Origin of the sequence: Streptococcus sp. VTCC 12886 (genome assembly GCF_049893425.1) — a bacterium.
GTDB classification, from domain to species: domain Bacteria; phylum Bacillota; class Bacilli; order Lactobacillales; family Streptococcaceae; genus Streptococcus; species Streptococcus suis_AA.
Window position 1 is genome coordinate 17,744 of sequence record NZ_JBMVJB010000009.1, and the last position, 23,740, is coordinate 41,483.

The following is a 23,740-nucleotide window of genomic DNA, read 5'->3' on the forward strand; positions in this document are numbered from 1 at the left end:
TATGGCAGAGGTTATTATTTCTATTAAGGGTTTGCACAAATACTTCGGAGATAATGAAGTGTTAAAGGGTATTGATTTGGACATCCAACAGGGAGAAGTTGTTGTAATTATCGGTCCATCAGGTTCTGGGAAATCAACATTTCTACGGACAATGAACCTTTTAGAGGTGCCTACTAAGGGAAATGTTACATTTGAAGGTGTCGATATCACTGATAAGTCAAATGATATCTTTAAGATGCGTGAAAAAATGGGGATGGTATTTCAACAATTTAATCTCTTCCCTAATATGACAGTCTTGGAAAATATTACCTTATCACCAATTAAGACAAAGGGAATGAAGAAGGCAGATGCTGAGAAGAAAGCCATGGACCTACTGGCTAAGGTTGGGCTACCAGAGAAGGCGACTGCTTATCCACAGAGTTTATCAGGTGGGCAACAGCAACGTATTGCAATTGCTCGCGGATTGGCAATGGATCCAGATGTTTTGCTTTTTGATGAGCCTACGTCTGCCTTGGACCCTGAGATGGTCGGTGAGGTCTTATCGGTTATGCAGGATTTGGCTAAATCGGGCATGACCATGGTGATTGTAACCCACGAAATGGGTTTTGCAAGAGAAGTTGCTGATCGGGTCATCTTTATGGATGGAGGAGTAATCGTTGAAGATGGAACTCCTGAAGATGTGTTCGAACACACGAGAGAAGAACGGACGAAAGATTTCTTATCGAAAATCCTATAACGATAGATACAACAGGATAACTCCGAAAACGTTCGGAGTTTTTCTATATGTTGGATTTTCAAGGAATCGTCCATAGTCAGACGAATGGTTTTACGATATAATAGAAAAAAACTAGAGGAGATATTGAAATGACAGTCATTGATGGTAAGGCATTAGCAGCAAAAATGCAAGCAGCTTTAGCAGAGAAAACAGCTCAATTGAAGGCAGAAAAAGGATTGATTCCGGGACTTGTAGTGATTTTAGTGGGTGAAAATCCAGCAAGTCAGGTCTATGTCCGGAATAAAGAACGTTCAGCCTTAGCAGCAGGGTTTAAGAGCGAAGTAGTACGAGTACCAGATACGATTTCTGAAAAGGAGCTCTTGGCATTAATCGAACGCTATAATCAAGATTCTGAATGGCATGGTATTTTAGTCCAGTTGCCTTTACCTGTCCATATCAGTGAGGAAAAGGTTTTATTGGCAATTGATCCAGATAAGGATGTAGATGGTTTCCATCCGACTAATATGGGGAAATTCTGGTCAGGACATCCAGTTATGATTCCTTCAACACCAGCAGGGATTATGGAGATGTTCAAAGAATATCAGATCGAGCTAGAAGGAAAAACGGCTGTGGTTATCGGTCGTTCAAACATTGTTGGAAAGCCGATGGCGCAGTTACTTTTAGATGCAAATGCGACTGTCACGATTGCTCATTCTCGGACAAAAAATCTGCCAGAATTAGCTAGACAAGCTGATATTCTTGTCGTTGCCATTGGGCGTGGACATTTTGTTACCAAGGAATTTGTCAAACCAGGGGCAGTGGTGATTGATGTTGGTATGAACCGAGATGCAAATGGCAAGCTGATTGGTGATGTCCAGTATGATGAGGTAGCAGAAGTTGCAAGCTACATCACACCAGTCCCAGGAGGAGTTGGTCCAATGACCATTACCATGCTGATGGAACAGACATATGAAGCTTGCGTCAGAAGTGAAAAGTACTAGTTTCAACTTTTATGGATGAGATAAAAACAAACGAATAAATCAAAAATCCCCAATCATGCACAGATGATTGAGGATTTTTATTAGGGATTTTCTACTGAAAATGTATCTGCATGGGCAAGATCACCATAGGTGTACCCAAGGTTAAACCATTTTTTTCGTTGTTCGGAGGTTCCATGGGTGAAACTGTCTGGAACGGTGCGGCCATAGGCTTCTTGCTGTAGGGTATCATCGCCGACAGCATGAGCTGCATTCATGGCTTCGTCGATGTCCCCAGCATCTAGTATACCTTGACCATCTACATATTTAGCCCAAGCCCCAGCATAGTAATCAGCCTGCAGTTCGAGACGAACATTCAGGGCATTTCCTTCTTCATCTGATAATTGTGCTCGTTTTTGATGGTATGCCCCAAGAACTTCCAATTCATTTTGGACATGGTGTCCAACTTCGTGGGCAATGACATAGGCCATCGCGAAGTCACCAGACGCCTTGTATTTGCTAGATAATTCTTGGTAAAATGATGTATCGATATAAATTTTACGGTCAGCTGAGCAGTAAAATGGACCAGCTTGAGCAGATCCGATACCGCAGCCCGTTTGGGTCTGATCGGTATAGAAAACCATGGTAGGTGCTGAGTAGGTTAAATCATTGGCTTCAAATTCTTGGGTCCAAAAATCTTCTGTTGAGCCTAACACCTTACTCATAAATTCAGCATCGGCATCAGACACATTTGTACCTGTGGTGGTGACTTGACTGGACTGATAAGAATTCGTTCCAGTAGAAGGAGAGAGCAATCCACCTAAATTAGACATTCCACCGAATGCTAATAGTAGGATGAGGACTAGCAATTTTCCTTTCCACCCGAGACGTGAAAACAATAAGCCTAATAAGACGTTTCCTCCCGATGAACCTGACGAATAGGACGAGCCAGAACTAGATTGGCCTCGTCGGTCCTCAATATTGGAACTTTTTCGTAAATTATCTAATTTCATATATCCTCCCCAGAAACTCTCCATATCATTTCTTCTAATCTTTCATAAACTATTATATAGTAAAATACCGAAAATAACACGTGAAAGCGTTTGGAATTTGTGGGTTAGGTTCTGTATAATAGTGCGAAATTTGGTATAATAGTACGATACTGACAGAAGGAGTGGGCATGGTTGAATATTTATCGGTTAGTCATCTAACGAAGTATTTGAAATTAAAATTTGACCGAGATCCGTACTTGGAGAGGGTCTACTTGACAGGTCAGGTATCTAACTTCCGCAAACGACCTTCCCATCAATATTTTTCGCTCAAGGATGATAAGGCGGTCATTCAGGCGACGATGTGGGCGGGTGTTTATAAACAGTTGGGCTTTGAACTTGAAGAGGGAATGAAAATCAACGCTGTCGGACGTGTCCAGCTTTATGAACCGAGTGGTTCTTATTCCATTGTCATTGAGAAAGCTGAGCCAGATGGTGTTGGTGCTTTAGCAATAAAGTTTGAACAGCTGAAACAAGCTCTGACACAGGAAGGATTGTTCAAGCAAGAGTTTAAGCAGGAGTTGCCTCGGTTTACCAAGAAAATTGGGGTCATTACTAGTCCGAGCGGAGCTGTTATTCAGGATATTATTACGACAGTCAGCAGGCGATTTCCTGGAGTGGAAATCATTCTCTATCCTACAAAGGTTCAAGGAGATGGTGCTGCTCAGGAGGTTGTTGCCAATATACAAAGAGCCAATGAACGGGATGACTTGGATGTTCTGATTGTTGGTCGTGGTGGTGGCTCAATTGAGGACCTCTGGGCATTCAATGAGGAAGTAGTCGTTCGGGCAATTTTTGAATCCCGTATTCCTATTATTTCTAGTGTCGGTCATGAAACCGATACAACCTTGGCAGATTTTGTAGCAGACCGCAGAGCAGCCACCCCGACAGCTGCAGCAGAATTGGCAACACCTGTGACTAAGGCAGACTTACTGGGCTATCTCAATCAGCAGGAAAATAGAGCCTATCAGGCCATGGGAAATCGATTGAAATTCTTAAGAGGTCAGCTTGAAAAAATTAGCCAGTCAGTCATGTTTCGTCAGCCTGAACGCTTGTATGATGGTTATTTACAAAAATTAGACCGCTTGACCAATCAATTGCAAATGCGTATGAAAGAAGTATATAGCCAGCAGAAACAGGCTAGTCTCTTGCTAAATCAGCGGCTATTAGGGATGCAACTTGGTCGTAAAGTAGAGAGCTTCAAAGAGAGAATCATCCAGCAGGAACGACTCTTGAAAAACAATATGACGAACATCTATAACCATAAACTGGCTAAGGCGGATAAATTGATTGAGGCCTTGACCATGCTGGATACTAGCCGTATTGTGGCTCGAGGCTATGCGATGGTTTTACAAGATGGGCGAGTCATAGATAGTGTAGAAAACGTACAAATGGGCGAGAATCTAACCATTCAAATGAAGAATGGTCAACTTGATGTGGAGGTAAAGCATGTCCAAACAGACGAAAACATTTGAAGAAAATTTAGCTGAATTAGAAGGAATCGTAACCAAATTGGAACGAGGAGATGTGGCTTTGGAAGAAGCGCTGGCTGAGTTTCAAAAAGGGATGGTCCTATCGAAAGAGCTACAAAAGACGTTAGCAGAAGCTGAAAAGACCTTGGTTAAGGTCATGCAGGCGGATGGTAGTGAAGCGGAGCTTGGTTAATGGTAGCTAACAAATTGCATATCCTAGAGGAAACCATGGCTGACTTTTACCAGCCTCAAGTGGCTGAACGACTCAACCAATCGGTCCTTTACTCGCTACAAGCTGGTGGCAAACGGATTCGCCCCCTACTCTTGTTGACTGTATTGGAGTCTTTTGGGATAGAGTTGCAGCCTGCTCATTATCAAGTGGCAGCATGCGTAGAGTTGATTCATACTGGGAGTTTAATTCATGATGACTTGCCTGCTATGGACGATGATGATTTCCGTCGTGGACGTTTGACCAATCACAAGGCTTATGATGAAGCAACTGCAATTTTAGCTGGTGATAGTCTCTTTTTAGATCCTTTTGGATTTTTGGCTCAAGTTCATTTACCTGCTGAGACAATCGTTGCTCTCGTGAGAGAGCTTTCTCAGGCATCTGGGACCTTTGGAATGGTTGCTGGCCAAGTGTTGGATATGGCTGGTGAAGGCCAGTCTCTGTCCTTGGAGCAATTACAAACCATTCATGCCAATAAAACTGGGAAATTATTGACATTTCCTTTTGTAGCAGCTGGTTTGATTGCTGGTCAGACAGATACGGTTATCCACCATTTGCAAAATGCTGGTCAGCTTGTCGGTCTAGCCTTTCAAGTCCGGGATGATATTTTGGATGTGACAGCCACTTTTGAGGAAATCGGAAAAACACCCCAAAAAGATTTATTGGCTGAGAAATCTACCTACCCTGCCCTAATGGGCTTAGAAGCCTCAAAAGTTTTTCTAGAGGACACTCTGAATCAAGCAATCAGCGAGCTAGATCAAGTGGCTAAACTAGTCCCATTTTCAACAAAAGAAATCAAAGAAATCATAGAAAGTTTACGAATTAATGGCTAAGGAAAGAGTAGATGTATTAGCTTATAAACAGGGGCTTTTCGAGACGAGAGAGCAGGCCAAACGTGGTGTTATGGCTGGATTGGTCGTATCTGTCATCAATGGTGAACGTTACGATAAACCCGGTGAGAAGATTGATGAGGGAATCGAACTTAAACTAAAGGGGGAAAAACTCAAATATGTCAGCCGAGGTGGTCTCAAATTGGAGAAAGCCTTGCAGGTTTTCCAATTATCGGTTGAGGGGCAAACAACAATTGATATTGGGGCATCAACAGGTGGATTTACGGATGTTATGTTGCAGGCTGGTGCTAAGCAGGTTTATGCAGTAGATGTCGGTACCAATCAACTCGCTTGGAAATTGCGTCAGGATGAGCGCGTGATTAGTATGGAACAGTACAATTTCCGCTATGCTGAGTTGGGAGATTTCGAACTTGGTCAACCAAGTTTTGCATCCATTGACGTCAGCTTTATTTCACTGAGTCTGATTTTGCCAGCACTCCATCGTATATTAGTGGATGGTGGTCAGGTTGTAGCCTTGGTCAAACCACAATTTGAGGCAGGACGTGAGCAGATTGGGAAAAATGGCATTGTCAAGGATAAATCCGTTCACTTGAAAGTATTGGAAGATGTTACAGCAATGGCTGTCGAAAATGGCTATTCAGTGAAGGCACTTAGTTTCTCTCCAGTTCAAGGAGGTCATGGGAATATTGAATTCCTGGCTCACCTAGAGAAATCCATTCAACCAAGTACGATTGCCAAAGAGGAATTAACAAAAGTAGTTTATCAAGCACACGAGGAATTTAAAAAGGATGAATAAACGAGAACGATTAGAAGTCATTAAAGATTTGGTAGTTCGATTTCCGATTGATACACAGGAAGAAATTGTTGACCGACTTAAAGCTATGGGTGTTCATGCCACACAGGCAACGGTCTCTCGTGATATTAAGGAATTGGGCATTATTAAGGTACCTGCTAAGGATAAGGGCTATATTTACGGCTTATCAAAGGGTAGTGGGCAAAAGAATAAGACATCAAACCTATTAAAGTATGATTCCATGGGGCAGATGCTAAATTTGGTCTTGGTTCCTGGCAGTACTGCAGTTTTCAAGCGCCAAATTTTGGAGCAGTTCGAAGAATATATTTTTAGTGTCATTGCAGATGATGATAGCATTTTAATCATTCTAAAGGACAGTGATAAGATGCCTCAAATAGTTCAATCCATTAGAAGTTGGTAGACCATGTTACTAGAGGTTTCGATAAAAAATTTCGCGATTATTGAGCATGTTTCATTAAATTTTGAAACAGGGATGACCATCTTGTCTGGTGAAACTGGTGCTGGGAAGTCCATTATTATTGATGCGATGAATTTGATGCTGGGTGCGCGTGCAACGACAGATGTGATTCGACATGGAGCTCCGAAAGCTGAAATTGAAGGGTCTTTTTCGTTTGAAAATAGCAGAGCAGTGAAGCAGATTTTGACTGACCAAGGGATTGAGGTGGCAGATGAGTTGATTATTCGCCGCGAAATCCTTCAAAATGGGCGTTCCGTTAGCCGTGTAAATGGGCAAATGGTAAACCTATCTGTTTTGAAGCAAATTGGCCAACATTTAGTAGATATCCATGGTCAGCATGACCAAGAAGAACTCATGAAAGCCCAATACCATATTCAACTGCTGGATAGTTTCGGGGATGATGAGTTTTGGAACTTAAAAGAAGACTATCAAACACAATTTGAAGCCTATCGTCAACTGAGAAAGAGAGTTGCTGAGAAGCGTAAGAACGAGGAAGAGCATAAGGCTCGGATTGAAATGCTGGAGTACCAAATTGCCGAAATCGAGGCAGCTAATTTAGCGGTGGGTGAAGATAGACAACTTCAACAGGAGCGGGATAAGCTATTGAACCACAAACAGATTGCGGATACCTTGGCTAATTCCTATGCTCTTTTGGATAATGAAGAATTTTCTAGCTTAAATAATCTACGTTCGGCTATGAGCGATTTACAAAGTTTGGAAGAATTTGACCCGGAATATAAATTGCTCTCTACAAGTTTGACGGAAGCCTATTATGTTGTGGAAGATGTGGCAAAACGGTTAAGTGATATTGTTGATGCTTTGGATTTTGATGGCAATCGACTCCTACAACTGGAGAGCCGTCTGGACTTGCTCAACACGATTACAAAAAAATATGGTGGAACAGTTGATGATGTTTTAGCCTATTTTGAAAAAATCACAGAAGAATACAATCTCTTGACGGGAAATACTGTTTCTGATGAAGATCTTGAAAATCACGTCAAGTTATTGGAAAAAGATGTGATTTCCTTGGCCAACCAATTAAGTTCAGCCAGACATGTTTTGGCTCAACAATTAGAGTATGTTATTCGTCAAGAGTTGCAGGACCTTTATATGGATAAAGCACAATTTCAGGTTCGCTTTACGAAAGGGAAGTTTAATAGCGAAGGAAATGAAGCTGTAGAATTTTATATTTCTACAAACCCCGGTGAAGATTTTAAACCCCTGGTTAGAGTGGCATCAGGTGGTGAGCTGTCTCGATTGATGTTGGCTATCAAATCAGCCTTTGCTCGAAAAGAAGGCAAAACCTCCATTATTTTTGATGAGGTTGATACAGGTGTATCAGGTCGTGTGGCACAGGCTATTGCCCAAAAAATCCATAAAATTGGACAATTTGGCCAAGTGTTGGCTATTTCACATTTACCACAAGTCATTGCTATTGCTGATTACCAATTCTACATTGAAAAAGTATCGGATGACCATTCTACGGTCTCAAGGGTTCGTTTGCTCAGTCCTGAAGAACGAATTGAAGAAATTGCGAAGATGTTGGCAGGAGATAGGGTAACTGATGCTGCGAGAGAGCAAGCTAAGCAACTACTAAATAAGTAATGGATGGAAAAAATATATTCGAATGTATTAGCTTTTAGAGCAATTCAAATGACTATATTTTTATTTATGTTTTCATTAGTATAATAGGGGCTGGATGGGATTTCCAGTCTCTTTTTTGGAGAAGGAAGTTATGGATCAGGCACAAATTGTACAAAACGTCGCAAAATATGTTGAAGAAAAAATGATAGGAGAAGGTAGTGGTCATGATTGGTGGCACATTGTCCGAGTTCGAAATATGGCTGAGCGAATAGCAGAAGCGGAAGGTGGAAATCTATTTATCTGTCAGATAGCGGCCTTGGTTCATGACTTAGCTGATGATAAATTAGTTGATGATGAGAAACAAGAATTGGAAAACATTCGTCAGCTACTATCTCATCAAGGTTGTTCCGAGTCTGATATTGAAGCGATTATGGATATTATTCAAAATATGTCCTTTAAAGGTGGGCAAGCTCATCAGAGGCCCCTTAGTTTAGAAGGTAAGATTGTACAAGATGCTGACCGCTTGGATGCGATAGGTGCAATAGGAATTGCTCGGACAATGGCTTACTCTGGCAATAAAAATCGGGTGATTCATATTCCAAATTTAAAGGTGCGTGAGGATATGACGGTAGAAGAATATCGTTCCACTAATGGCTCTGCTATTACCCATTTTTATGAAAAACTACTGAAGTTAAAAGACTTGATGAATACTGAAACAGGGAAAAACCTAGCTCAAGGCCGCCATGATTTTCTGGAACTGTATTTGCAACAATTTTATCAGGAGTGGGATGGAAAACGTTAACTCGTTGATAGATTGAGAATGATATTTTGGCATTATAAAATACAAAAAGATGAATAAAAACGCTTTACAAAGATATAAAAATGTAATAAAATATATGCAAAAGATACTTGAGTCAATTTTTATCTAAAACGACATGGAGTTTCATTAGAGGAATCTCAACAAAATGGAGTTTCTTCCTCTTGAAACTGAGTGTGCAAAAGGCAATTATGCCATTAAAATAAAACAGATAGAAGGTGAGCTGGATGAAACGATTGGAACTTTTCTGTGTACTTTTGTTCGGTATTAGTTTGTTTTTACCATTTTCTAGTGCTTTAGATCTAGCGAATTATTCAGTTGTCCAAATAAATGGTTGGAAGTTTTTTGGCCAATATCCAATTGTGACAATTCTTGCAGTCATCCTATTTTTGCTTCTAACCTTTCAGCTTATCCATTCAAAAATAATCAATTCTTTGTTGACTCTCTTTCTTGGAATTCTTGTTATATATCTTTACAGTATTCCTTTGGGAGAGATTGCTCAGTTGTCAAAAGAGTTGTTACAACAATTGCCAGTTGGTTATTATGCAAGTGCTTTGTTGGTATTTGTGATGGGATCATTAACGATTCATAAAACATTTTTCCGCTAGATATCTTGTGATTTTTCATGATATGATGACTAAAAACACTCTTTATTCGAGTATTTAGTCGTCATTTTCGTTTCTCCTAGTTCATTTTTAATACAATATTTGATATAATAGAAACAGTAATTTGATGAGAAATGTAGGAAAAGATTATGTCAACAGTCAAGATTGTAACGGATTCGAGCACCACTATTGAACCGCAACTGGTGGAAGAATTAGGGATTACGGTAGTGCCATTATCTGTCTTGATAGACGGAGTTTTGTACTCAGATAGCGATTTGAAAGAAGGCGAATTTCTAAACTTGATGAGAAATTCAAAAAATTTGCCCAAGACCAGTCAGCCACCGGTTGGTTTATTTGCAGAGACATTTTCAGACTTGGCAAAAGATGGTAGTCAGATTATTGCAATTGTTTTGTCACATGCATTATCCGGTACTGTTGAAGCAGCTCGTCAAGGAGGAGTCCTTTCGGGAGTAGATGTGACAGTTGTCGACTCAACGTTTACTGACCAAGCCGCTAAGTTCCAAGTTGTTGAAGCAGCTCGTCTTGCAAAAGAGGGAGCCAGTAAAGAAGAGATTCTTGCAGCTATTGAAAGAGTGCGGACAAAAACGGAGCTCTATATTGGTGTCTCCACTCTTGAAAACTTGGTAAAAGGTGGTAGAATTGGTCGTGTTACAGGACTAATCAGTTCATTACTTAATATTCGTGTGATTATGGAAATGAAAAACCATCAGCTAGAGCCAGTTGTTAAGGGACGTGGAGCAAAAACGTTTAAAAAATGGCTCGATGAGTTTATCAATAAGATTGCGGATAAGAAAATTGCTGAAATTGGTATTTCCTATGCAGGTGGCCCAGAGTTTGCTAATGAAATGAAAGAAAAATTACAGCCCTATGTTCAAGCTCCCATTTCAGTTTTAGAAACAGGTTCTATCATTCAGACCCATACAGGGGAAGATGCTTGGGCCATTCTAGTGCACTATGAATAATCGAAAAATTATTCAGGCCCTTGTTTTCTTTTTTCTGAGTTTATTGCTTTCTATTTTCCTCGCAAATTTGGTAATTCCAAAGGCTAGTTCAAAGTTGACTGCAGAAGATAGTACAAAAGTCGAACAACCATCCCTTTACTATCTTGCCGTAGGTGATTCGTTGACAGAAGGAGTTGGTGATACAACTGGTCAGGGAGGTTTTGCTACTTTACTAGCAAACTCATTTACAAATGAGTTTGGTTATCAGGTGACCTACCGAAATTTTGGGATTTCAGGCAATACTAGTAGCCAGATTTACAAGCGAATGAAAGAGGACTCAGATTTAGCAGAAGCATTAAAAGACGCAGATGTGATGACCCTTACTGTTGGTGGCAATGATTTGCGGAAGGTTATATTAAAAAATTTTACCAATTTGGATGTCTCAACTTTTGATAAACCAGCAACAGAGTATGGTAAACGGCTTGAAAAGATTATTCGTCGTGCTCGTGAAAAGAATCCCAACCTTCCTATTTATGTTATTGGAATTTATAATCCCTTCTATTTGAATTTTCCGGAACTGACAGATATGCAATTGGTTGTGGATAAATGGAATCAAGAAACAGAATCACGAACTCGGAAATTCTCAGGGGTTTACTTTGTGCCTATCAATGATTTATTGTATAAGGGCTTAGAAGGGGAACAAGGAGTTAGTGTGAATACTTCTAAGATAGCAAATAATTTACTATATGGGGAAGACAGTTTTCACCCTAATAACACGGGATATGAAATTATAAAGCAAGCAGTAATGGAGAAAATTCGTGTCACAAAAGAAGAATGGAAAAATAAATAGTTGGAAATGGCTTTTTTTAATCCTGCTTGCTATGGTTTTAGGAACAAGTATTGTTGTGATCAGTCGTATGGAGAGTAAGCGTGAGGATTTAACAAAGTTGGTTCCAACAAATAGTGAAGATGCAAAGGTTGGTCGTTTTGAGACCAATAAGGAGCAGTTAAATGCTACCATTGCTGAGTATTTGAAAGAGTATCAAACAGACACCTTTCAATATAAGGTTTACTTGACAAGCCAGTTAGCGATTTTTGAAGGCGATTATCAGCTTCTGGGGATGGATATTCCTTTGTATATCTACTTTTTTCCCAGTCGTTTAGAAGATGGTAGTATTTCTTTAGCAGTACAAGAAATTTCAGCAGGGACTCTTTCATTACCAAAAGGAGAAGTGTTAACCTATCTTCAAAAAAATTATAAACTACCGGATATTGTAAAAATAGATGCTGAAAACGCGACGATTCAGATTCAACTACCTGCTATTGAGAATAAATTTGGACTTTATGGAAAAGTGAATACGATTGATTTATACAATGACCAGATCGTTATTGATATCTATAGAAAAGTGCAAAGATGATAGAAAAAACTTGACCAAATGCCCAAAATCCGGTACTATATTAAGGTGAGTAATAACTCGAAAACAATTGGAGGACTTAGCAAATGGCTAATAAACAAGATTTGATTGCAAAAGTTGCAGAAGCAACTTCATTGACTAAAAAAGATTCAGCAGCAGCTGTTGATGCTGTATTTGGAGCGGTAGCTGACTACCTCGCAGCTGGTGAAAAAGTACAATTGATCGGTTTCGGTAACTTTGAAGTTCGTGAGCGTTCAGCACGTAAAGGTCGCAACCCACAAACTGGTAAAGAAATCGAAATCGCAGCTTCAAAAGTTCCAGCATTCAAAGCTGGTAAAGCTCTTAAGGATGCAGTAAAATAAAACAGTCTGGGGATAGACTGTTTTATCCCTCGCCTAGAAATAAAAGAGCGAGGAATAACGTGAAAAAGCCCGTCATATCAAGCTTTCTAGCTTGTGTGATGGGCTTTTTTCTGTGTTTTGGGGCTCCCAGAGTCAGGGGAGTGACTCTGGGAGGTTGGAGATGAAGCAAAAGCCTTTTGCGTCAAAGAGTCAGGGGAGTGACTCTGGGAGGTTGGAGATGAAGCAAAAGCCTTTTGCGTCAAAGAGTCAGGGGAGTGACTCTGGGAGGTTTGAGATGAAGCAAAAGCCTTTTGCGTCAAAGAAGGGCGAAATTTTGGTAATTTTCTATATTACACATTCTCGTTTTAATACAATAAAAAAACCAGCCTTGGCGGGCTGATTCTTTTTGGAGATTTATGAAAAATTTTAGGATACACTTATAGTATACATGAATTTTCAGATTCTTCATCGGTCTGCAGACCTATTTTGTTAAAAAATAAACATGTGCTATACATGTGCTATAATAGAAAATATAAAAAAGGGGAGGTTTTTTATGACAATCCGTAAAGCCAGACCATCTGATATTCCAGTTTTAAATGAATTATTACAAGATATTTTACAGGTGCATCACCAGGCACGACCAGATATTTTTAAAAGTGGAGGTCAAAAATTTTCTGAGGCTGAATTAGTAGCACTTTTGGAAAATCCAGATAAGCCTATTTTTGTCTTTGAACTAGAGGGACAAGTGGTTGGGCATTTATTTTGTGAGTTTAAGACTACAAGCGGTGATGTTTTAGAACCAATCAAGACCTTATTCATTGATGATTTGTGTGTAGCCAGCTCTGTCCGTGGTCAAAAAATTGGTGAGCAACTGTATGAATTTGCTCTTTCCTATGCTAAGGAGCAGGGGTGCCACAATCTTACCTTGGATGTATGGGCTGACAATGAAGGAGCTGTCCGTTTTTATGAACGCCAAGGAATGAAACCACAAAAGTTCCGTATGGAGCAAATAATAAATTAAAAAAGAGGGGGGTCCCTCTTTTTTAATGTTCTCTCATTTTTGCTAATAAGTTTTGAGCAGTTTCTAGGTTGCTGTGCTTTTCTTTCCGCAGAAGTTGGGCTAGTTGGTCTACTTCATGTTCTACGGCACCAGCAAGTAGCGCTAGGGATTTTGCCTGAAGCTTCATGTGACCAGCCTGAATCCCTGAAGTAACAAGAGCACGCAGGGCAGCAAAGTTCTGACAGAGACCGACAGAAGCGATGATAGAAGCTAATTGGCGTGCTTTTGGTTGTTGGAGAAGGTCAAAAGCAACTGCTACCTTTGGATTGAGCCCGATAGAGCCACCGACAGAGGCAATCGGAAGAGGTAGAGTGATGGAGCCGACCAAGTGATCGTCATCAATGGACCAAGTAGAAAGGCCCTTGTATTGTCCATCACGGCTGGCATAAGCATGGGCCCCGGCTTCGACTGCCCGCCAGTCATTTCCTGTAGCGATAACGACAGCATCTATACCATTAAAAATCCCTTTGTTATGTGTCGCAGCACGATAAGGGTCCACTTGCGCCAGTTTGCTTGCCAGGGCTATTTTTTGAGCAGTTTCTTGAGCAATGGCAGAGCTGGTAGCCAGACTTGAGATGGTGATATGACATTGGGCGGTGACCAGTGACTCCGTTGCATAGTTGGAGAGGATTCCCATCAAAGCCTGTCCCTTGCTGAGCTCTTCTAAGTCATCCTTAATAGCTTCTAACATGTTATTGAGGATATTGGCTCCCATGGCTTCTTGTACATCAACCTGAAGATAGACAATCAAAAACTCGTCCTTACTCTCAACAGTCAATTCTCTTGCACCGCCCCCTCGTTTAACAATAGAAGGGTGTGCTTGATTGGCAGTTTCTAAAATACTCTCCTTCTGGTCAAGAATCGCCTGTGTCGCTCTGCTATGGTCCGAAATAGCGTAGAGTGCAACTTGTCCAATCATGATACGGTTATGAATAGTCGTTGTAAAACCGCCAGATTTAGCGATGATTTTGGCTCCGAAAGACGCAGCTGCAACCACAGAAGGTTCTTCAGTGACCATGGGTACAGAACGAGTCTGTCCATCCACTAGGAGTTCTGGGAGTACAGAAAAAGGTAAGGAAAATGTTCCTAGATGATTTTCTGCCATCTTTCCTGCAATTGCTTCTGGAAGGTTTTCGTCTTTGTATAGAATGTCTAAGCTATCTTCGGATAGGGAACGATTCTGTTGGAGAATATCAATGCGTTCTTGGCGTGATTTTTTATAAAATCCGGAAAAAGTTGACATAGGTTCCTCTTTCTACAAGAAAGCGCCCTTTGGTGAGAGCCAAAGGGCGCCATTTTGGCTTCTATAGTCATTTGAATTAGCTTTGATACATCGTCACTTTCGGCTTGCCGTACTCTAGTACTGCCTACACCTCAGTTCCTTGTCTGAAAGCTAATTCATTCGACTATATTTACGATAGATACGTTTGTGGTTTTCCACTTTGATAAGGGCAAAGGGACTTTGGTCTACTGGTAGGTCAAGAGATGTTCCGTTTTCATCAAGAGACACTTCTTTAAAGAAGACTTGTTCATATTCTTCTACACTGAGTTTTGTACGCTCATTGAGTTGTTCTAAACGATTCTCTTCTAAGTAGTTCTGATAACCCTCAACAAGGGATCCGCTAAAAATCTCACATACAGCACCGCTACCATAACTATAAAAGAGGATTTGATCCCCTGCCTCTAACGCTCTGCTATTTTCCAAAAGGGAAAGAAGAGAGAGGAAAATAGAGCCAGTGTAGATGTTGCCGACGACTTTATTGTAGACGATAGCTTCCTGGAAACGTTCGGTCAAGCGACTAAGAGTTTCTTCATCCTGAGCAATAGCTTGCAATCCTTTAAGGCCTTGCTTGGAGAATGGAATATGTAAGCACATGGCAGCAAAGTCTTTAAGTGTTTTGCCTGTTTTTTGTCGATAATAGTCGAAAGTTGTTGTCAAGCAATCGGTATATTGTTCAGTTGAAAATTTACCATCAACACGTGGGAACTTGTCATAGTTTGGACGCCAAAAGTCATAGATATCACGTGTCTGACAGACGTTATCGTTGTTGAGAACCAAGATACGTGGATTTGCGGTTACCAACATGGCAACAGCTCCGGCACCTTGTGTAGGTTCGCCACCTGATGCAACTCCGTACTTGGCAATATCACTGGCAATAACCAAGACTTTAGATTCTGGAAATTGAGAGATGTGGCTTTTAGCGAGGCTCAGGCCAGCAGTTGCACCGTAACAAGCCTCTTTCATCTCGATGGAACGGGCAAAAGGTTGGATGCCGAGTAATCCATGAATGGTAACAGCTGCTGCCTTACTTTGATCTACGCTAGATTCTGTACCGACAATAACCATATCAATAGTTTGTTTATCTTCTTCCGTTAGAATGGCTTCAGCAGCCTTTGTACCAAGACTGATAATATCTTGAGTAACAGGAGCTACAGCCATTTCTGATTGAAGAAGACCAATTTTAAATTTATTGGGGTCAACATTGCGGGCTTGGGCCAAATCTGCCAAATCTAAAACATAATCAGGTGCCGCAAAACCGATTTTATCAATACCGATGTTCATAATGTTTCCTTTGTTATTGGTTAGGTTAGTTTGTCTGAGCATTGGAAATGATGAGGGAAATTCCTTGTCCCCCTCCAATGCAGAGTGAACAGAGTCCGAGCTCTTTATTTTGCTTGATTAATTCATGGATTAGGGTAACCAAAATCCGGCTGCCACTTGCTCCAATTGGATGACCTAGTGCGATTGCTCCACCATTGACATTGACTTTTGCAGGATCAATGCCGAGTTGTTTGACAACTGGAATTGATTGGGCTGCAAATGCCTCGTTGAGTTCGAATAGATCGATATCCTCGACTGTTTTATTCAGTTTTTGTAGCGCTTTTTGGCTAGCAGTAATAGGTCCAAGCCCCATCAATGCGGGATCTAAACCGCTAGTTGCGTATGCTTCGATATAAGCAAGTGGCTGAATATTTAGCTCACTTGCTTTCTCATCAGACATGAGTACCAAGACAGCACAGCCGTCGTTGATGCCAGAAGCATTGGCTGCGGTGACAGTTCCATCCTTTTTGAAAGCTGGACGGAGTGTTGCCAATTTTTCAATTGGCGTCAGACGAGGATACTCATCTGTGGCAAAAATAGTTTCGCCTTTTCGACTGTTCAGCCTAATTGGAACAATTTCTTCAGTGAAACGCCCTTCAGCGATAGCTTTTGCAGCCTTTTCTTGGCTGGTGTGGGCAAATGCATCTTGCTCTTCGCGACTGACATGATAGCGTTCGGCAACATTTTCAGCGGTAATACCCATGTGATAGTCATTGAAGGCATCTGTCAAACCATCCTTTAACATGGAATCTTCCAAGGTAATATGACCAAACTTACTCCCAAAACGGCTTGATTTGGATAAGTAGGCCGCCTGACTCATGATTTCGATACCACCAGCAACAACGACGTCGTTATCGCCAAGAAGGATGGATTGAGCCGCAAGAAGGACTGATTTGAGTCCAGAGCCACAGACCTTATTGACCACATAAGCAGAAGTGGTCTCTGGAATACCCGCGCGTAAAGCAATTTGACGTGCAATATTTTGTCCGTGACCAGCAGAAAGGACGTTGCCAAAAATAACTTCATCTACAACGTCAGCTGGTATTTGTTTGTTTTGTAAAGCTGCTTCGAGAACCTGTGCGCCAAGTTCAGCAATGTTTATATCTTTTAGACTGCCTCCAAAACTGCCGATAGCAGATCGAAATGCAGACACGATAGCTACTTTCTTCATGAATTCTCCTTGAAATCTAATCAGAACAGTCGTGCTCAGCCTAACCATTATATCACTTTTTTTCGTAAATCCTAAGAAGAAAGCTAGGTCTACGACTGAATTTTCAAGAAAGAAAAATGTAAGCGTAAACAGATTGTGGAAAAACTAGCATTTTCTGACCAATTCGTGTAAAATAGAAAAGTACAAGAGGGGAACCTCAAAATTTAAAGGAGAATCCATATAATGGTAAAATTGGTTTTTGCTCGCCATGGTGAGTCTGAATGGAACAAAGCTAACCTTTTCACTGGTTGGGCTGATGTTGATTTGTCTGAAAAAGGTACACAACAAGCAATTGATGCTGGTAAATTAATCAAAGAAGCAGGTATCGAATTTGACCTTGCTTATACATCTGTTTTGAAACGTGCTATCAAGACTACAAACTTGGCTCTTGAAGCTGCAGATCAATTATGGGTACCAGTTGAAAAAACTTGGCGTTTGAACGAACGTCACTACGGTGGTTTGACAGGTTTGAACAAAGCAGAAGCTGCTGCTGAATTTGGTGATGAGCAAGTGCACATCTGGCGTCGTTCTTATGATACTTTGCCACCAAAAATGGCTAAAGATCATGAGTATTCAGCACACACTGACCGTCGCTATGCACATCTTGATGACTCAGTTATTCCAGATGCAGAAAACTTGAAAGTTACGCTTGAGCGCGCTCTTCCATTCTGGGAAGATAAAATTGCTCCAGCATTGAAAGACGGTAAAAACGTGTTCGTAGGTGCTCATGGTAACTCAATCCGTGCCCTTGTAAAACACATCAAACGATTGTCTGATGACGAAATCATGGATGTGGAAATTCCAAACTTCCCACCACTTGTATTCGAATTGGATGAAAACTTGAACATTGTGAAAGAGTACTACTTGGAAGCATAATTCATCTAAGGCCTGAGTTCGCTCAGGTTTTTTTTAGTTTTGAATATCGGATTTTTCATAGAGAGTATGGTATACTGGTGGTATTAAATGGTCGGAGGAATTTATTATGGCAAGTAAAAAAATGCTACATGCATGTTTGCGTGTTGAAAACCTAGAAGCATCTCAAAAATTTTATGAAGAGGGATTTGGATTTAAGGAAACCCGTCGCAAGGACTATCCAGAGCACAAGTTTACTTTGGTTTACTTAGCACTTGAAGGGGATGACTTTGAGATTGAATTGACTTACAATTATGATCATGGTCCATATATCGTAGGGGATGGCTTCTCACATCTAGCTCTTTCTTCGGATGACTTAGAAGGGGACAATGCGAGACACAAAGCATTGGGCTATCCAACGACAGATATAAAAGGCTTGCCAGGAAGTCCAGGTCGTTATTATTTTGTTACAGATCCTGATGGATACCGTGTGGAGGTTATTCGAGCGGATTAATCAAGAAATACCTAAAGAATCAGCACCGATTGTTAACATTTTGACGAGAATGGGGCTGATTTTTTTGCTTTGATTGGGGTTACAACTTGATAAGAAATAAAGTATATTATAGTGTAGATTTAAGTGTATATGAAAGAGGAATCTCGCTTGAAGAAATTATTACTGATACTAACCAATCTACTGTTGGTTGGTATGATTTGTTTTTTTAGTTTAATGATTTACCATCGTGTTCAAGAAAATCAAATAACCCAGTTCATTGGAAGAAAGGAACGTGTCTTTTTAAAGCATGGTCAAACGAACTTGAGAACAGGAAATGTGGGCTCCACTCATGTTGTTGCTTCCATTCCAACCGATGATGCTGGCAAGAAAATTGGTTTAGTTGAGAATAGAATGGTAGAGTATGTTCATCAAAAATTAGGGGAAGCTAAGCCTACGGGTAATATTAATCGAATATTTTTGGTCAGTAGCCAGCTTGGGAAAACTAACTTTAGAAAGGTTCGGGCTCTGGTAATCAAAAGCGAGGAATATCATCTTTCGACACTTGAAATTGAGAAGGATGGCGAAGAATCCATCGGGGAGCTCTTGCTTACTGAAAATCAGCAACTCTTCACGTTGAAACGCTTTTTTACAGATTCTGATGCCGCGAGAGAGATTTTAACTAATAAATTAAAAGAAAAGCTAGATCAAAGCTCTTTGTCAGACAGCGAAAAAACACAACTACTAAACTTGATGGGTGACATTGATTTGGACCGTTTACCATTCTCATATGAAGATAGCCAACTAAAGGTAAAAATCGTACAAGGTAGTCAAGAAACCACGCTTTCAATTCCCATATCGGAGTTATACCCTGTTCTAAACAGTAACTATCTATCTGAAGCAGATGTGGCAGGTTATAAAGAATATTTGCAAGAGTTAGAAGAATTAGAACGAAGAAAGACTGCAAGAAATATTTCTCTAACATTTGATGATGGTCCGAATTCCTCAACGACACCAGTGGTATTGGATTTGTTGAAGAAATACAATGCGAAGGCTACCTTCTTTGTCATCGGGCAAAATATTGAAGGAAATGAGTGGATTTTACAACGGATGAAAGCTGAAGGTCACGAGATTGCAAACCATACTTGGAGTCATCCAAATTTAACCAAACTTTCTCCGGATACCATTCGTCAAGAGGTTGAAAAAACGCAAGTTACTATAGAAAAAGCAGTTGGTCAGCGATCACGTTTGGTACGTCCTCCATATGGTGCAGTAAATAAGCAAGTCGCAAACGCTATGAATCTTCCATCCATCTGTTGGAATGTAGATACACTAGACTGGTCTTCACACAATCCGCAGGCGATTTTAAATCAAGTCAAGTCAAATGCTTGTCCTGGTTCCTTTATTTTGATGCATGATATTCATAAGGAAACTGTTAAGAGCTTGGATTCGGTATTGCGTTTTTTAACTTCTCAAGGATACAGTATGGTCACCGTTTCAGAAAGTTTAGGTACTAATCTAAATACACAGTTTGTTTATTATGATCAACAATCGGCAACTATGCCAACGCAATAATAACTAAACAAAAGAACAGAAGCTTGATTGAACTTCTGTTCTTTTTTGGATTTTATCAGTTTGGGTAAGAGTAGCGGTGAGATGGAAATGAGAAAGTAACAGTGTAATATCATCGTCGGCTTAATGATATGAACACAGTTTGCAATATTTCCAGCCTTTAAGATTTCCCAGATAGCTGAAACTGGGACTCTTTTGATGTTCATTGTGTATTACATTGATGGTTATCCAGTTGATAAATAGCGTCGCACCAATAGAAAGTGAAAAGATTATACTTTATATAGCTCTTGATTTTTTAAGATAACTTCTTGAACAGAAGCATATTTTTTTAGTTGTTTGAGTTCATTTGGATTTGAAACAAGGGTAATAACCACTCCATCCTTACCCATTCGACCGGTTCGACCAGCCCGATGTGTATAGGCTTCTTGGTCAAAAGGAACCTCAAAATTGAGGACGCATTCTAAATTATCGATATCAATCCCACGAGCTACTAAATCTGTGGCTAGTAAGAGCTGGATCTGGTGGTCTTTAAATCGATCAATAATGACCTTTCTAAACTTGACATTGACATCAGAAGCGAGAGAAATTATATTGGCTCCGTTGTAGTTTAGTCGTTCTTCAGTTGCACCAAGATCAGATAAGCTATTAAAGAAGACCAATGCTCGAAAATCTGGCACATTTGCAAATTTTCTCAACAAGTTTTGTCGATCACGTTTTTCAACCATCAGATAATAGTGCTGAATATTGTCTAATTTTTGCTCCGATAAATCGATTGTTTCAACAGTAGGTGAAATCTTTTGCCGATCAAATTTAGCAGTTGCACTCATATAGATCAATTGATGATTGCGAGGAACATAGTTGATAATTTTTTCTACAAAATGATATTGAGAATCAGAGAATAGCTGATCAAATTCGTCTAAGATGATGGTATTGATATTCATCATCTTTATTTTTTTTAATTTAATCAATTCAAACACGCGACCAGGTGTACCAATTAAGATTTCCGGCCCTTTTTTTAATCGTTCAATTTGTCGTTTTTGACTGGATCCTGCTAAGAACAACTGTGCTTGTAATCCGATAGCTTCGGACCAGCCTTTACACACTTCAAAAATCTGCCCAGCTAATTCTGTATTTGGAGCCAGAATCAATAATTGCTGGGATTTTTTGGGGGTAAGAGCAAGTAGGCTTGGCCAGAGGTAGGCTAGGGTCTTTCCTGTTCCAGTTGGACTGATTGCAAGTAAGTCTTTTCCTGTAAAAATCGGCTCAAATGCTTGTTGTTGAATATCAGTCAAGCTATCAAAACCAGCTTTTTCCAGCATTTCTTGCCATACAGAAGGGAAATTAGTTTTCATGAGTATCCGCCTTAAATGTAATTCCTGCGTCTTGACGCATCAGATAGAGGGTCCGGTGAACATCTGAAGCAACATCTAACCACTGATCTGCCAATGGGTGATTTGCCTCTTCGATGACTTGTGCAAAATGCATGGCTTCTTCAATCATTGATTGGTCCTTCGAAGCAAGAGGGAGTTGGTATTGCTCCCCATTATTTTTTGTAAAAATAGCAGAGCTGATATGCTGACAAGCGTTTAAGGTCAAAGTACCCTCGCTAGTATAGATTTCGCTAGGTAGATGACTGGTCATATTTTTTCCTGCTTGAATACCCACAGTAAAGTTTTCATAGACTAGTTGCCCAACCCCATTTAAATCAACACTAGATGGTAATTGTTGGGCTACGTAACGAGCTGTATGTGGGACACCGATAAGACCTATGGCAGCATAAACAGCATAGACGCCAAGATCCATGAGTGCGCCACCTGAAAAATCAGCTGAAAAGATATTCGGAGTATTTCCAGCTAGCAATTCAGGCATTTTTGAAGAATATTTGGCATAAGAAAAATGCCCACCGATAATGGATTTATCTGCCAAGAATTGTCGAATCGTCTGAAAGGATTCTTCTTGAAAGTTTCGAGCTGCTTCAAACAAGAATAGCCCTTTTTCAGAGGCAATTTGGCGTAAATCTTCAAATTCTGCTGGAGTTGATACCATTGGCTTTTCAACAATAGCGTGTTTTCCAGCCAAGAGTACGGCCTTTGCCTGCTGGTAGTGCAAGGAATTTGGACTAGCAATGTAGACAAGTTCAATTTCAGAAGATAAAAATGATGAAAAATCAGTAAACAAATCTACCTTTTCATATGGTTTTGTAAAGGATTCAGCTGTATCATGGTTTCGAGAAAAAACAGCTCTAAATTGATATTTATTCGTTTGAAGTGCTGCTTTGATAAACTGATGAGTGATAGGAGAAGTGCCAATTATGCCAAAATCAATCATAATGTCTCATTTCTATTGTATTATTTTTTCCATTATAGCATGTTTCGTGATAAAATAGTAATGAAAAAAAGGTGTCAAACTTGAGAAAGAAGGAGATGATAATGACTCGAAAACCAATAATAATTGGCGTTACCGGTGGTTCAGGTGGAGGTAAAACAAGTGTCTCTCGTGCCATTTTAAATAACTTTCCAAATGCACGTATTTCAATGATTGAGCATGACTCCTACTATAAAAATCAGTCCCACTTAACCTTTGAAGAACGGATATTGACCAATTATGACCATCCACTAGCCTTTGATACAGACTTGATGATCTATCATTTGAATGAATTACTGGCTGGGCGTTCAGTGGATATTCCGATATATGATTATACTCAGCATACACGGTCAGAAAGGACTTATCGTCAAGAACCTCAGGATGTATTTATTGTAGAGGGAATTTTAGTACTGGAAGACAAACGTCTTCGGGATTTAATGGACATCAAAGTATTTGTGGATACTGATGATGACATTCGTATTATCCGCCGTATAAAACGTGATATGGAGGAGCGTGGCCGTAGCTTAGATAGTATCATAGAGCAATTTACAACTGTTGTAAAACCTATGTACCACCAGTTTATTGAGCCGACTAAGCGCTATGCGGATATCGTGATACCAGAGGGTGTTTCAAATGTAGTTGCCATCGACTTAATCAATACAAAGGTGGAGAGTATTTTAAGAGAGCGTGGTTAGAATGCCGAAAGACAGAATTTTACCCCATATCATTTTAGGAATAGTAGCAACTTGCAACCGTAGGGTTACTGGAAAAGAGATTACTGACTTTGTTCAACGAGATTTAGGAGAATTTTGGCAAGTAGCTCACAGTCAAGTATACCCTGAACTTAAACGGATGACTCAAGATGGTTAGATAACTTGCCATGCAGTTCCAGGAAACGAAAAAGAAAAGCAGTATGAATTAACTGCAAAAGGACGAGAAGTTTTGGAACAATGGCTTGCGATTCCAAATGAATCTACACCTCACCAAAAAGATATCTTTTCTTTAAAAATGTATTTTATAGAAGATCGCTCAGATCCTAGAGTTTCCGAATTATTAACCTATCAGATTCAGGTTATTGAAAAGCATTTGCGTCATCTTGAAAAACGAAAAGAGGAACTTTTTTTGGGAACTGATGGTGAATGTGTTCCTTATGGGCAATATTTAATTCTGTCACGGGCCATTGAACGCAATCAATCACAGTTACAATGGCTACAAAATACGATTCAAAATTTATAAAAAGCGATTCATTTATTGAGTCGTTTTTTTCTTGCTCTTCGATTTTAAATGTGATAAAGTTAGGAA

The 23,740-nt window shown here is 40.1% G+C and carries 27 protein-coding genes; 21 read left to right on the plus strand and 6 right to left on the minus strand.

Annotated elements, in window-relative coordinates:
• Nucleotide 1: 1 nt before the first annotated feature.
• Nucleotides 2–736 carry an amino acid ABC transporter ATP-binding protein gene (locus tag ACPC57_RS03980; protein WP_217374154.1) on the plus strand — a complete coding sequence of 245 codons (735 nt, stop codon included), beginning with the start codon at nt 2–4 and terminating at the stop codon, nt 734–736.
• 128 nt (nt 737–864) lie between these two features.
• The gene (locus ACPC57_RS03985) at nt 865–1,716 is read left to right on the plus strand and encodes a bifunctional methylenetetrahydrofolate dehydrogenase/methenyltetrahydrofolate cyclohydrolase (protein ID WP_130554559.1); all 852 of its coding nucleotides are present in this window, start codon (nt 865–867) and stop codon (nt 1,714–1,716) included.
• A gap of 80 nt (nt 1,717–1,796) precedes the next feature.
• On the opposite strand, the gene ypfJ is transcribed toward ACPC57_RS03985, so the two are convergent.
• Complete coding sequence (gene ypfJ, locus ACPC57_RS03990) at nt 1,797–2,705, minus strand: KPN_02809 family neutral zinc metallopeptidase (RefSeq protein ID WP_217374153.1); 909 nt, start codon at nt 2,703–2,705, stop codon at nt 1,797–1,799.
• A gap of 167 nt (nt 2,706–2,872) precedes the next feature.
• Here ypfJ and xseA point away from each other — a divergent pair, with 167 nt between their 5' ends.
• The 13 genes from xseA (at nt 2,873) to ACPC57_RS04055 (ending at nt 13,309) form a co-directional block, all read left to right on the plus strand.
• A complete protein-coding gene (gene xseA / locus ACPC57_RS03995) occupies nt 2,873–4,216 on the plus strand; it encodes an exodeoxyribonuclease VII large subunit (protein ID WP_434066368.1) in 1,344 nt (447 codons plus the stop codon).
• The gene (locus tag ACPC57_RS04000; RefSeq protein WP_130554556.1) at nt 4,191–4,406 is read left to right on the plus strand and encodes an exodeoxyribonuclease VII small subunit; all 216 of its coding nucleotides are present in this window, start codon (nt 4,191–4,193) and stop codon (nt 4,404–4,406) included. Before xseA ends, ACPC57_RS04000 begins: the two co-directional genes overlap by 26 nt.
• Nucleotides 4,406–5,275 carry a polyprenyl synthetase family protein gene (locus ACPC57_RS04005; RefSeq protein WP_130554555.1) on the plus strand — a complete coding sequence of 290 codons (870 nt, stop codon included), beginning with the start codon at nt 4,406–4,408 and terminating at the stop codon, nt 5,273–5,275. The genes ACPC57_RS04000 and ACPC57_RS04005 overlap by 1 nt, the downstream gene beginning before the upstream one ends.
• Nucleotides 5,268–6,089, plus strand: coding sequence for a TlyA family RNA methyltransferase (locus tag ACPC57_RS04010; RefSeq protein WP_130554554.1), 822 nt, complete (start codon nt 5,268–5,270; stop codon nt 6,087–6,089). Before ACPC57_RS04005 ends, ACPC57_RS04010 begins: the two co-directional genes overlap by 8 nt.
• Complete coding sequence (locus ACPC57_RS04015) at nt 6,082–6,507, plus strand: arginine repressor (RefSeq protein ID WP_130554553.1); 426 nt, start codon at nt 6,082–6,084, stop codon at nt 6,505–6,507. Before ACPC57_RS04010 ends, ACPC57_RS04015 begins: the two co-directional genes overlap by 8 nt.
• A 3-nt stretch (nt 6,508–6,510) precedes the next feature.
• A complete protein-coding gene (gene recN / locus ACPC57_RS04020) occupies nt 6,511–8,169 on the plus strand; it encodes a DNA repair protein RecN (RefSeq protein ID WP_434066369.1) in 1,659 nt (552 codons plus the stop codon).
• Between the two features lie 130 nt (nt 8,170–8,299).
• The gene (locus ACPC57_RS04025) at nt 8,300–8,950 is read left to right on the plus strand and encodes an HD domain-containing protein (protein ID WP_217374147.1); all 651 of its coding nucleotides are present in this window, start codon (nt 8,300–8,302) and stop codon (nt 8,948–8,950) included.
• Nucleotides 8,951–9,192: 242 nt separating this feature from the next.
• On the plus strand, nt 9,193–9,573 hold the full coding sequence (locus ACPC57_RS04030) for a hypothetical protein (RefSeq protein ID WP_434065938.1): 381 nt from the start codon (nt 9,193–9,195) through the stop codon (nt 9,571–9,573).
• A gap of 146 nt (nt 9,574–9,719) precedes the next feature.
• Nucleotides 9,720–10,553 carry a DegV family protein gene (locus ACPC57_RS04035; protein ID WP_434065939.1) on the plus strand — a complete coding sequence of 278 codons (834 nt, stop codon included), beginning with the start codon at nt 9,720–9,722 and terminating at the stop codon, nt 10,551–10,553.
• Nucleotides 10,546–11,382 (plus strand): SGNH/GDSL hydrolase family protein, encoded by an 837-nt coding sequence (locus tag ACPC57_RS04040; protein ID WP_171989196.1) that lies wholly within the window; start codon nt 10,546–10,548, stop codon nt 11,380–11,382. The genes ACPC57_RS04035 and ACPC57_RS04040 overlap by 8 nt, the downstream gene beginning before the upstream one ends.
• Nucleotides 11,351–11,950 carry a YpmS family protein gene (locus ACPC57_RS04045; RefSeq protein ID WP_217374143.1) on the plus strand — a complete coding sequence of 200 codons (600 nt, stop codon included), beginning with the start codon at nt 11,351–11,353 and terminating at the stop codon, nt 11,948–11,950. Before ACPC57_RS04040 ends, ACPC57_RS04045 begins: the two co-directional genes overlap by 32 nt.
• An 83-nt stretch (nt 11,951–12,033) precedes the next feature.
• Entirely contained in the window at nt 12,034–12,309 is a 276-nt protein-coding gene (locus tag ACPC57_RS04050) for an HU family DNA-binding protein (protein ID WP_024385016.1), read from the plus strand.
• A 532-nt stretch (nt 12,310–12,841) separates the two neighbouring features.
• The gene (locus ACPC57_RS04055) at nt 12,842–13,309 is read left to right on the plus strand and encodes an N-acetyltransferase family protein (protein WP_434066370.1); all 468 of its coding nucleotides are present in this window, start codon (nt 12,842–12,844) and stop codon (nt 13,307–13,309) included.
• 22 nt (nt 13,310–13,331) lie between these two features.
• Here the strand turns inward: ACPC57_RS04055 and ACPC57_RS04060 are convergent, their stop codons facing one another.
• The 3 genes from ACPC57_RS04060 to ACPC57_RS04070 all read right to left on the minus strand — a co-directional run bounded on the left by ACPC57_RS04060 (nt 13,332) and on the right by ACPC57_RS04070 (nt 17,121).
• Nucleotides 13,332–14,591: a hydroxymethylglutaryl-CoA reductase, degradative gene (locus ACPC57_RS04060; RefSeq protein ID WP_434066371.1), complete on the minus strand. Its 1,260-nt coding sequence runs from the start codon at nt 14,589–14,591 to the stop codon at nt 13,332–13,334.
• 150 nt (nt 14,592–14,741) lie between these two features.
• Nucleotides 14,742–15,911 (minus strand): hydroxymethylglutaryl-CoA synthase, encoded by a 1,170-nt coding sequence (locus ACPC57_RS04065; RefSeq protein WP_217374140.1) that lies wholly within the window; start codon nt 15,909–15,911, stop codon nt 14,742–14,744.
• Nucleotides 15,912–15,936: 25 nt separating this feature from the next.
• Nucleotides 15,937–17,121: an acetyl-CoA C-acetyltransferase gene (locus tag ACPC57_RS04070; protein WP_434065680.1), complete on the minus strand. Its 1,185-nt coding sequence runs from the start codon at nt 17,119–17,121 to the stop codon at nt 15,937–15,939.
• A 222-nt stretch (nt 17,122–17,343) separates the two neighbouring features.
• Between ACPC57_RS04070 and ACPC57_RS04075 the strand changes: the two genes are divergently transcribed.
• From ACPC57_RS04075 to ACPC57_RS04085, 3 genes are all read left to right on the plus strand, one after another.
• On the plus strand, nt 17,344–18,036 hold the full coding sequence (locus ACPC57_RS04075) for a phosphoglycerate mutase (RefSeq protein ID WP_217374138.1): 693 nt from the start codon (nt 17,344–17,346) through the stop codon (nt 18,034–18,036).
• Between the two features lie 106 nt (nt 18,037–18,142).
• The gene (gene gloA / locus ACPC57_RS04080) at nt 18,143–18,526 is read left to right on the plus strand and encodes a lactoylglutathione lyase (RefSeq protein WP_274504212.1); all 384 of its coding nucleotides are present in this window, start codon (nt 18,143–18,145) and stop codon (nt 18,524–18,526) included.
• Nucleotides 18,527–18,673: 147 nt separating this feature from the next.
• Nucleotides 18,674–20,077: a polysaccharide deacetylase family protein gene (locus tag ACPC57_RS04085; protein ID WP_434066372.1), complete on the plus strand. Its 1,404-nt coding sequence runs from the start codon at nt 18,674–18,676 to the stop codon at nt 20,075–20,077.
• A gap of 266 nt (nt 20,078–20,343) precedes the next feature.
• Here the strand turns inward: ACPC57_RS04085 and ACPC57_RS04090 are convergent, their stop codons facing one another.
• Nucleotides 20,344–21,426 (minus strand): DEAD/DEAH box helicase, encoded by a 1,083-nt coding sequence (locus tag ACPC57_RS04090; protein WP_434066373.1) that lies wholly within the window; start codon nt 21,424–21,426, stop codon nt 20,344–20,346.
• The gene (locus tag ACPC57_RS04095) at nt 21,416–22,402 is read right to left on the minus strand and encodes a Gfo/Idh/MocA family protein (RefSeq protein ID WP_434066374.1); all 987 of its coding nucleotides are present in this window, start codon (nt 22,400–22,402) and stop codon (nt 21,416–21,418) included. The genes ACPC57_RS04090 and ACPC57_RS04095 overlap by 11 nt, the downstream gene beginning before the upstream one ends.
• Nucleotides 22,403–22,503: 101 nt before the next feature.
• Here ACPC57_RS04095 and udk point away from each other — a divergent pair, with 101 nt between their 5' ends.
• The 3 genes from udk (at nt 22,504) to ACPC57_RS04110 (ending at nt 23,674) form a co-directional block, all read left to right on the plus strand.
• Nucleotides 22,504–23,133, plus strand: a complete 630-nt coding sequence (udk, locus tag ACPC57_RS04100) for a uridine kinase (protein WP_434066375.1) — start codon at nt 22,504–22,506, stop codon at nt 23,131–23,133.
• A 1-nt stretch (nt 23,134) separates the two neighbouring features.
• Nucleotides 23,135–23,308, plus strand: a complete 174-nt coding sequence (locus tag ACPC57_RS04105) for a PadR family transcriptional regulator (protein ID WP_434065677.1) — start codon at nt 23,135–23,137, stop codon at nt 23,306–23,308.
• Nucleotides 23,309–23,380: 72 nt separating this feature from the next.
• Nucleotides 23,381–23,674 (plus strand): hypothetical protein, encoded by a 294-nt coding sequence (locus ACPC57_RS04110; protein WP_434065676.1) that lies wholly within the window; start codon nt 23,381–23,383, stop codon nt 23,672–23,674.
• Nucleotides 23,675–23,740 lie beyond the last annotated feature (66 nt).

Excerpts from the sequence above, each read along its gene's own strand:
- ACPC57_RS04035 (WP_434065939.1), top strand. The coding sequence starts at position 9,720 with ATGTCAACAGTCAAGATTGTAACGGATTCGAGCACCACTATTGAACCG.
- xseA (WP_434066368.1), top strand. The coding sequence starts at position 2,873 with ATGGTTGAATATTTATCGGTTAGTCATCTAACGAAGTATTTGAAATTA.
- ypfJ (WP_217374153.1), bottom strand. The coding sequence starts at position 2,705 with ATGAAATTAGATAATTTACGAAAAAGTTCCAATATTGAGGACCGACGA.
- ACPC57_RS04005 (WP_130554555.1), top strand. The coding sequence starts at position 4,406 with ATGGTAGCTAACAAATTGCATATCCTAGAGGAAACCATGGCTGACTTT.
- ACPC57_RS04090 (WP_434066373.1), bottom strand. The coding sequence starts at position 21,426 with ATGAAAACTAATTTCCCTTCTGTATGGCAAGAAATGCTGGAAAAAGCT.
- ACPC57_RS04070 (WP_434065680.1), bottom strand. The coding sequence starts at position 17,121 with ATGAAGAAAGTAGCTATCGTGTCTGCATTTCGATCTGCTATCGGCAGT.
- ACPC57_RS04050 (WP_024385016.1), top strand. The coding sequence starts at position 12,034 with ATGGCTAATAAACAAGATTTGATTGCAAAAGTTGCAGAAGCAACTTCA.
- ACPC57_RS04075 (WP_217374138.1), top strand. The coding sequence starts at position 17,344 with ATGGTAAAATTGGTTTTTGCTCGCCATGGTGAGTCTGAATGGAACAAA.
- ACPC57_RS03985 (WP_130554559.1), top strand. The coding sequence starts at position 865 with ATGACAGTCATTGATGGTAAGGCATTAGCAGCAAAAATGCAAGCAGCT.
- ACPC57_RS04055 (WP_434066370.1), top strand. The coding sequence starts at position 12,842 with ATGACAATCCGTAAAGCCAGACCATCTGATATTCCAGTTTTAAATGAA.
- gloA (WP_274504212.1), top strand. The coding sequence starts at position 18,143 with ATGGCAAGTAAAAAAATGCTACATGCATGTTTGCGTGTTGAAAACCTA.
- ACPC57_RS04060 (WP_434066371.1), bottom strand. The coding sequence starts at position 14,591 with ATGTCAACTTTTTCCGGATTTTATAAAAAATCACGCCAAGAACGCATT.
- ACPC57_RS04065 (WP_217374140.1), bottom strand. The coding sequence starts at position 15,911 with ATGAACATCGGTATTGATAAAATCGGTTTTGCGGCACCTGATTATGTT.
- ACPC57_RS03980 (WP_217374154.1), top strand. The coding sequence starts at position 2 with ATGGCAGAGGTTATTATTTCTATTAAGGGTTTGCACAAATACTTCGGA.
- udk (WP_434066375.1), top strand. The coding sequence starts at position 22,504 with ATGACTCGAAAACCAATAATAATTGGCGTTACCGGTGGTTCAGGTGGA.
- ACPC57_RS04015 (WP_130554553.1), top strand. The coding sequence starts at position 6,082 with ATGAATAAACGAGAACGATTAGAAGTCATTAAAGATTTGGTAGTTCGA.
- ACPC57_RS04000 (WP_130554556.1), top strand. The coding sequence starts at position 4,191 with ATGTCCAAACAGACGAAAACATTTGAAGAAAATTTAGCTGAATTAGAA.
- recN (WP_434066369.1), top strand. The coding sequence starts at position 6,511 with ATGTTACTAGAGGTTTCGATAAAAAATTTCGCGATTATTGAGCATGTT.
- ACPC57_RS04040 (WP_171989196.1), top strand. The coding sequence starts at position 10,546 with ATGAATAATCGAAAAATTATTCAGGCCCTTGTTTTCTTTTTTCTGAGT.
- ACPC57_RS04025 (WP_217374147.1), top strand. The coding sequence starts at position 8,300 with ATGGATCAGGCACAAATTGTACAAAACGTCGCAAAATATGTTGAAGAA.
- ACPC57_RS04105 (WP_434065677.1), top strand. The coding sequence starts at position 23,135 with ATGCCGAAAGACAGAATTTTACCCCATATCATTTTAGGAATAGTAGCA.
- ACPC57_RS04010 (WP_130554554.1), top strand. The coding sequence starts at position 5,268 with ATGGCTAAGGAAAGAGTAGATGTATTAGCTTATAAACAGGGGCTTTTC.
- ACPC57_RS04095 (WP_434066374.1), bottom strand. The coding sequence starts at position 22,402 with ATGATTGATTTTGGCATAATTGGCACTTCTCCTATCACTCATCAGTTT.
- ACPC57_RS04030 (WP_434065938.1), top strand. The coding sequence starts at position 9,193 with ATGAAACGATTGGAACTTTTCTGTGTACTTTTGTTCGGTATTAGTTTG.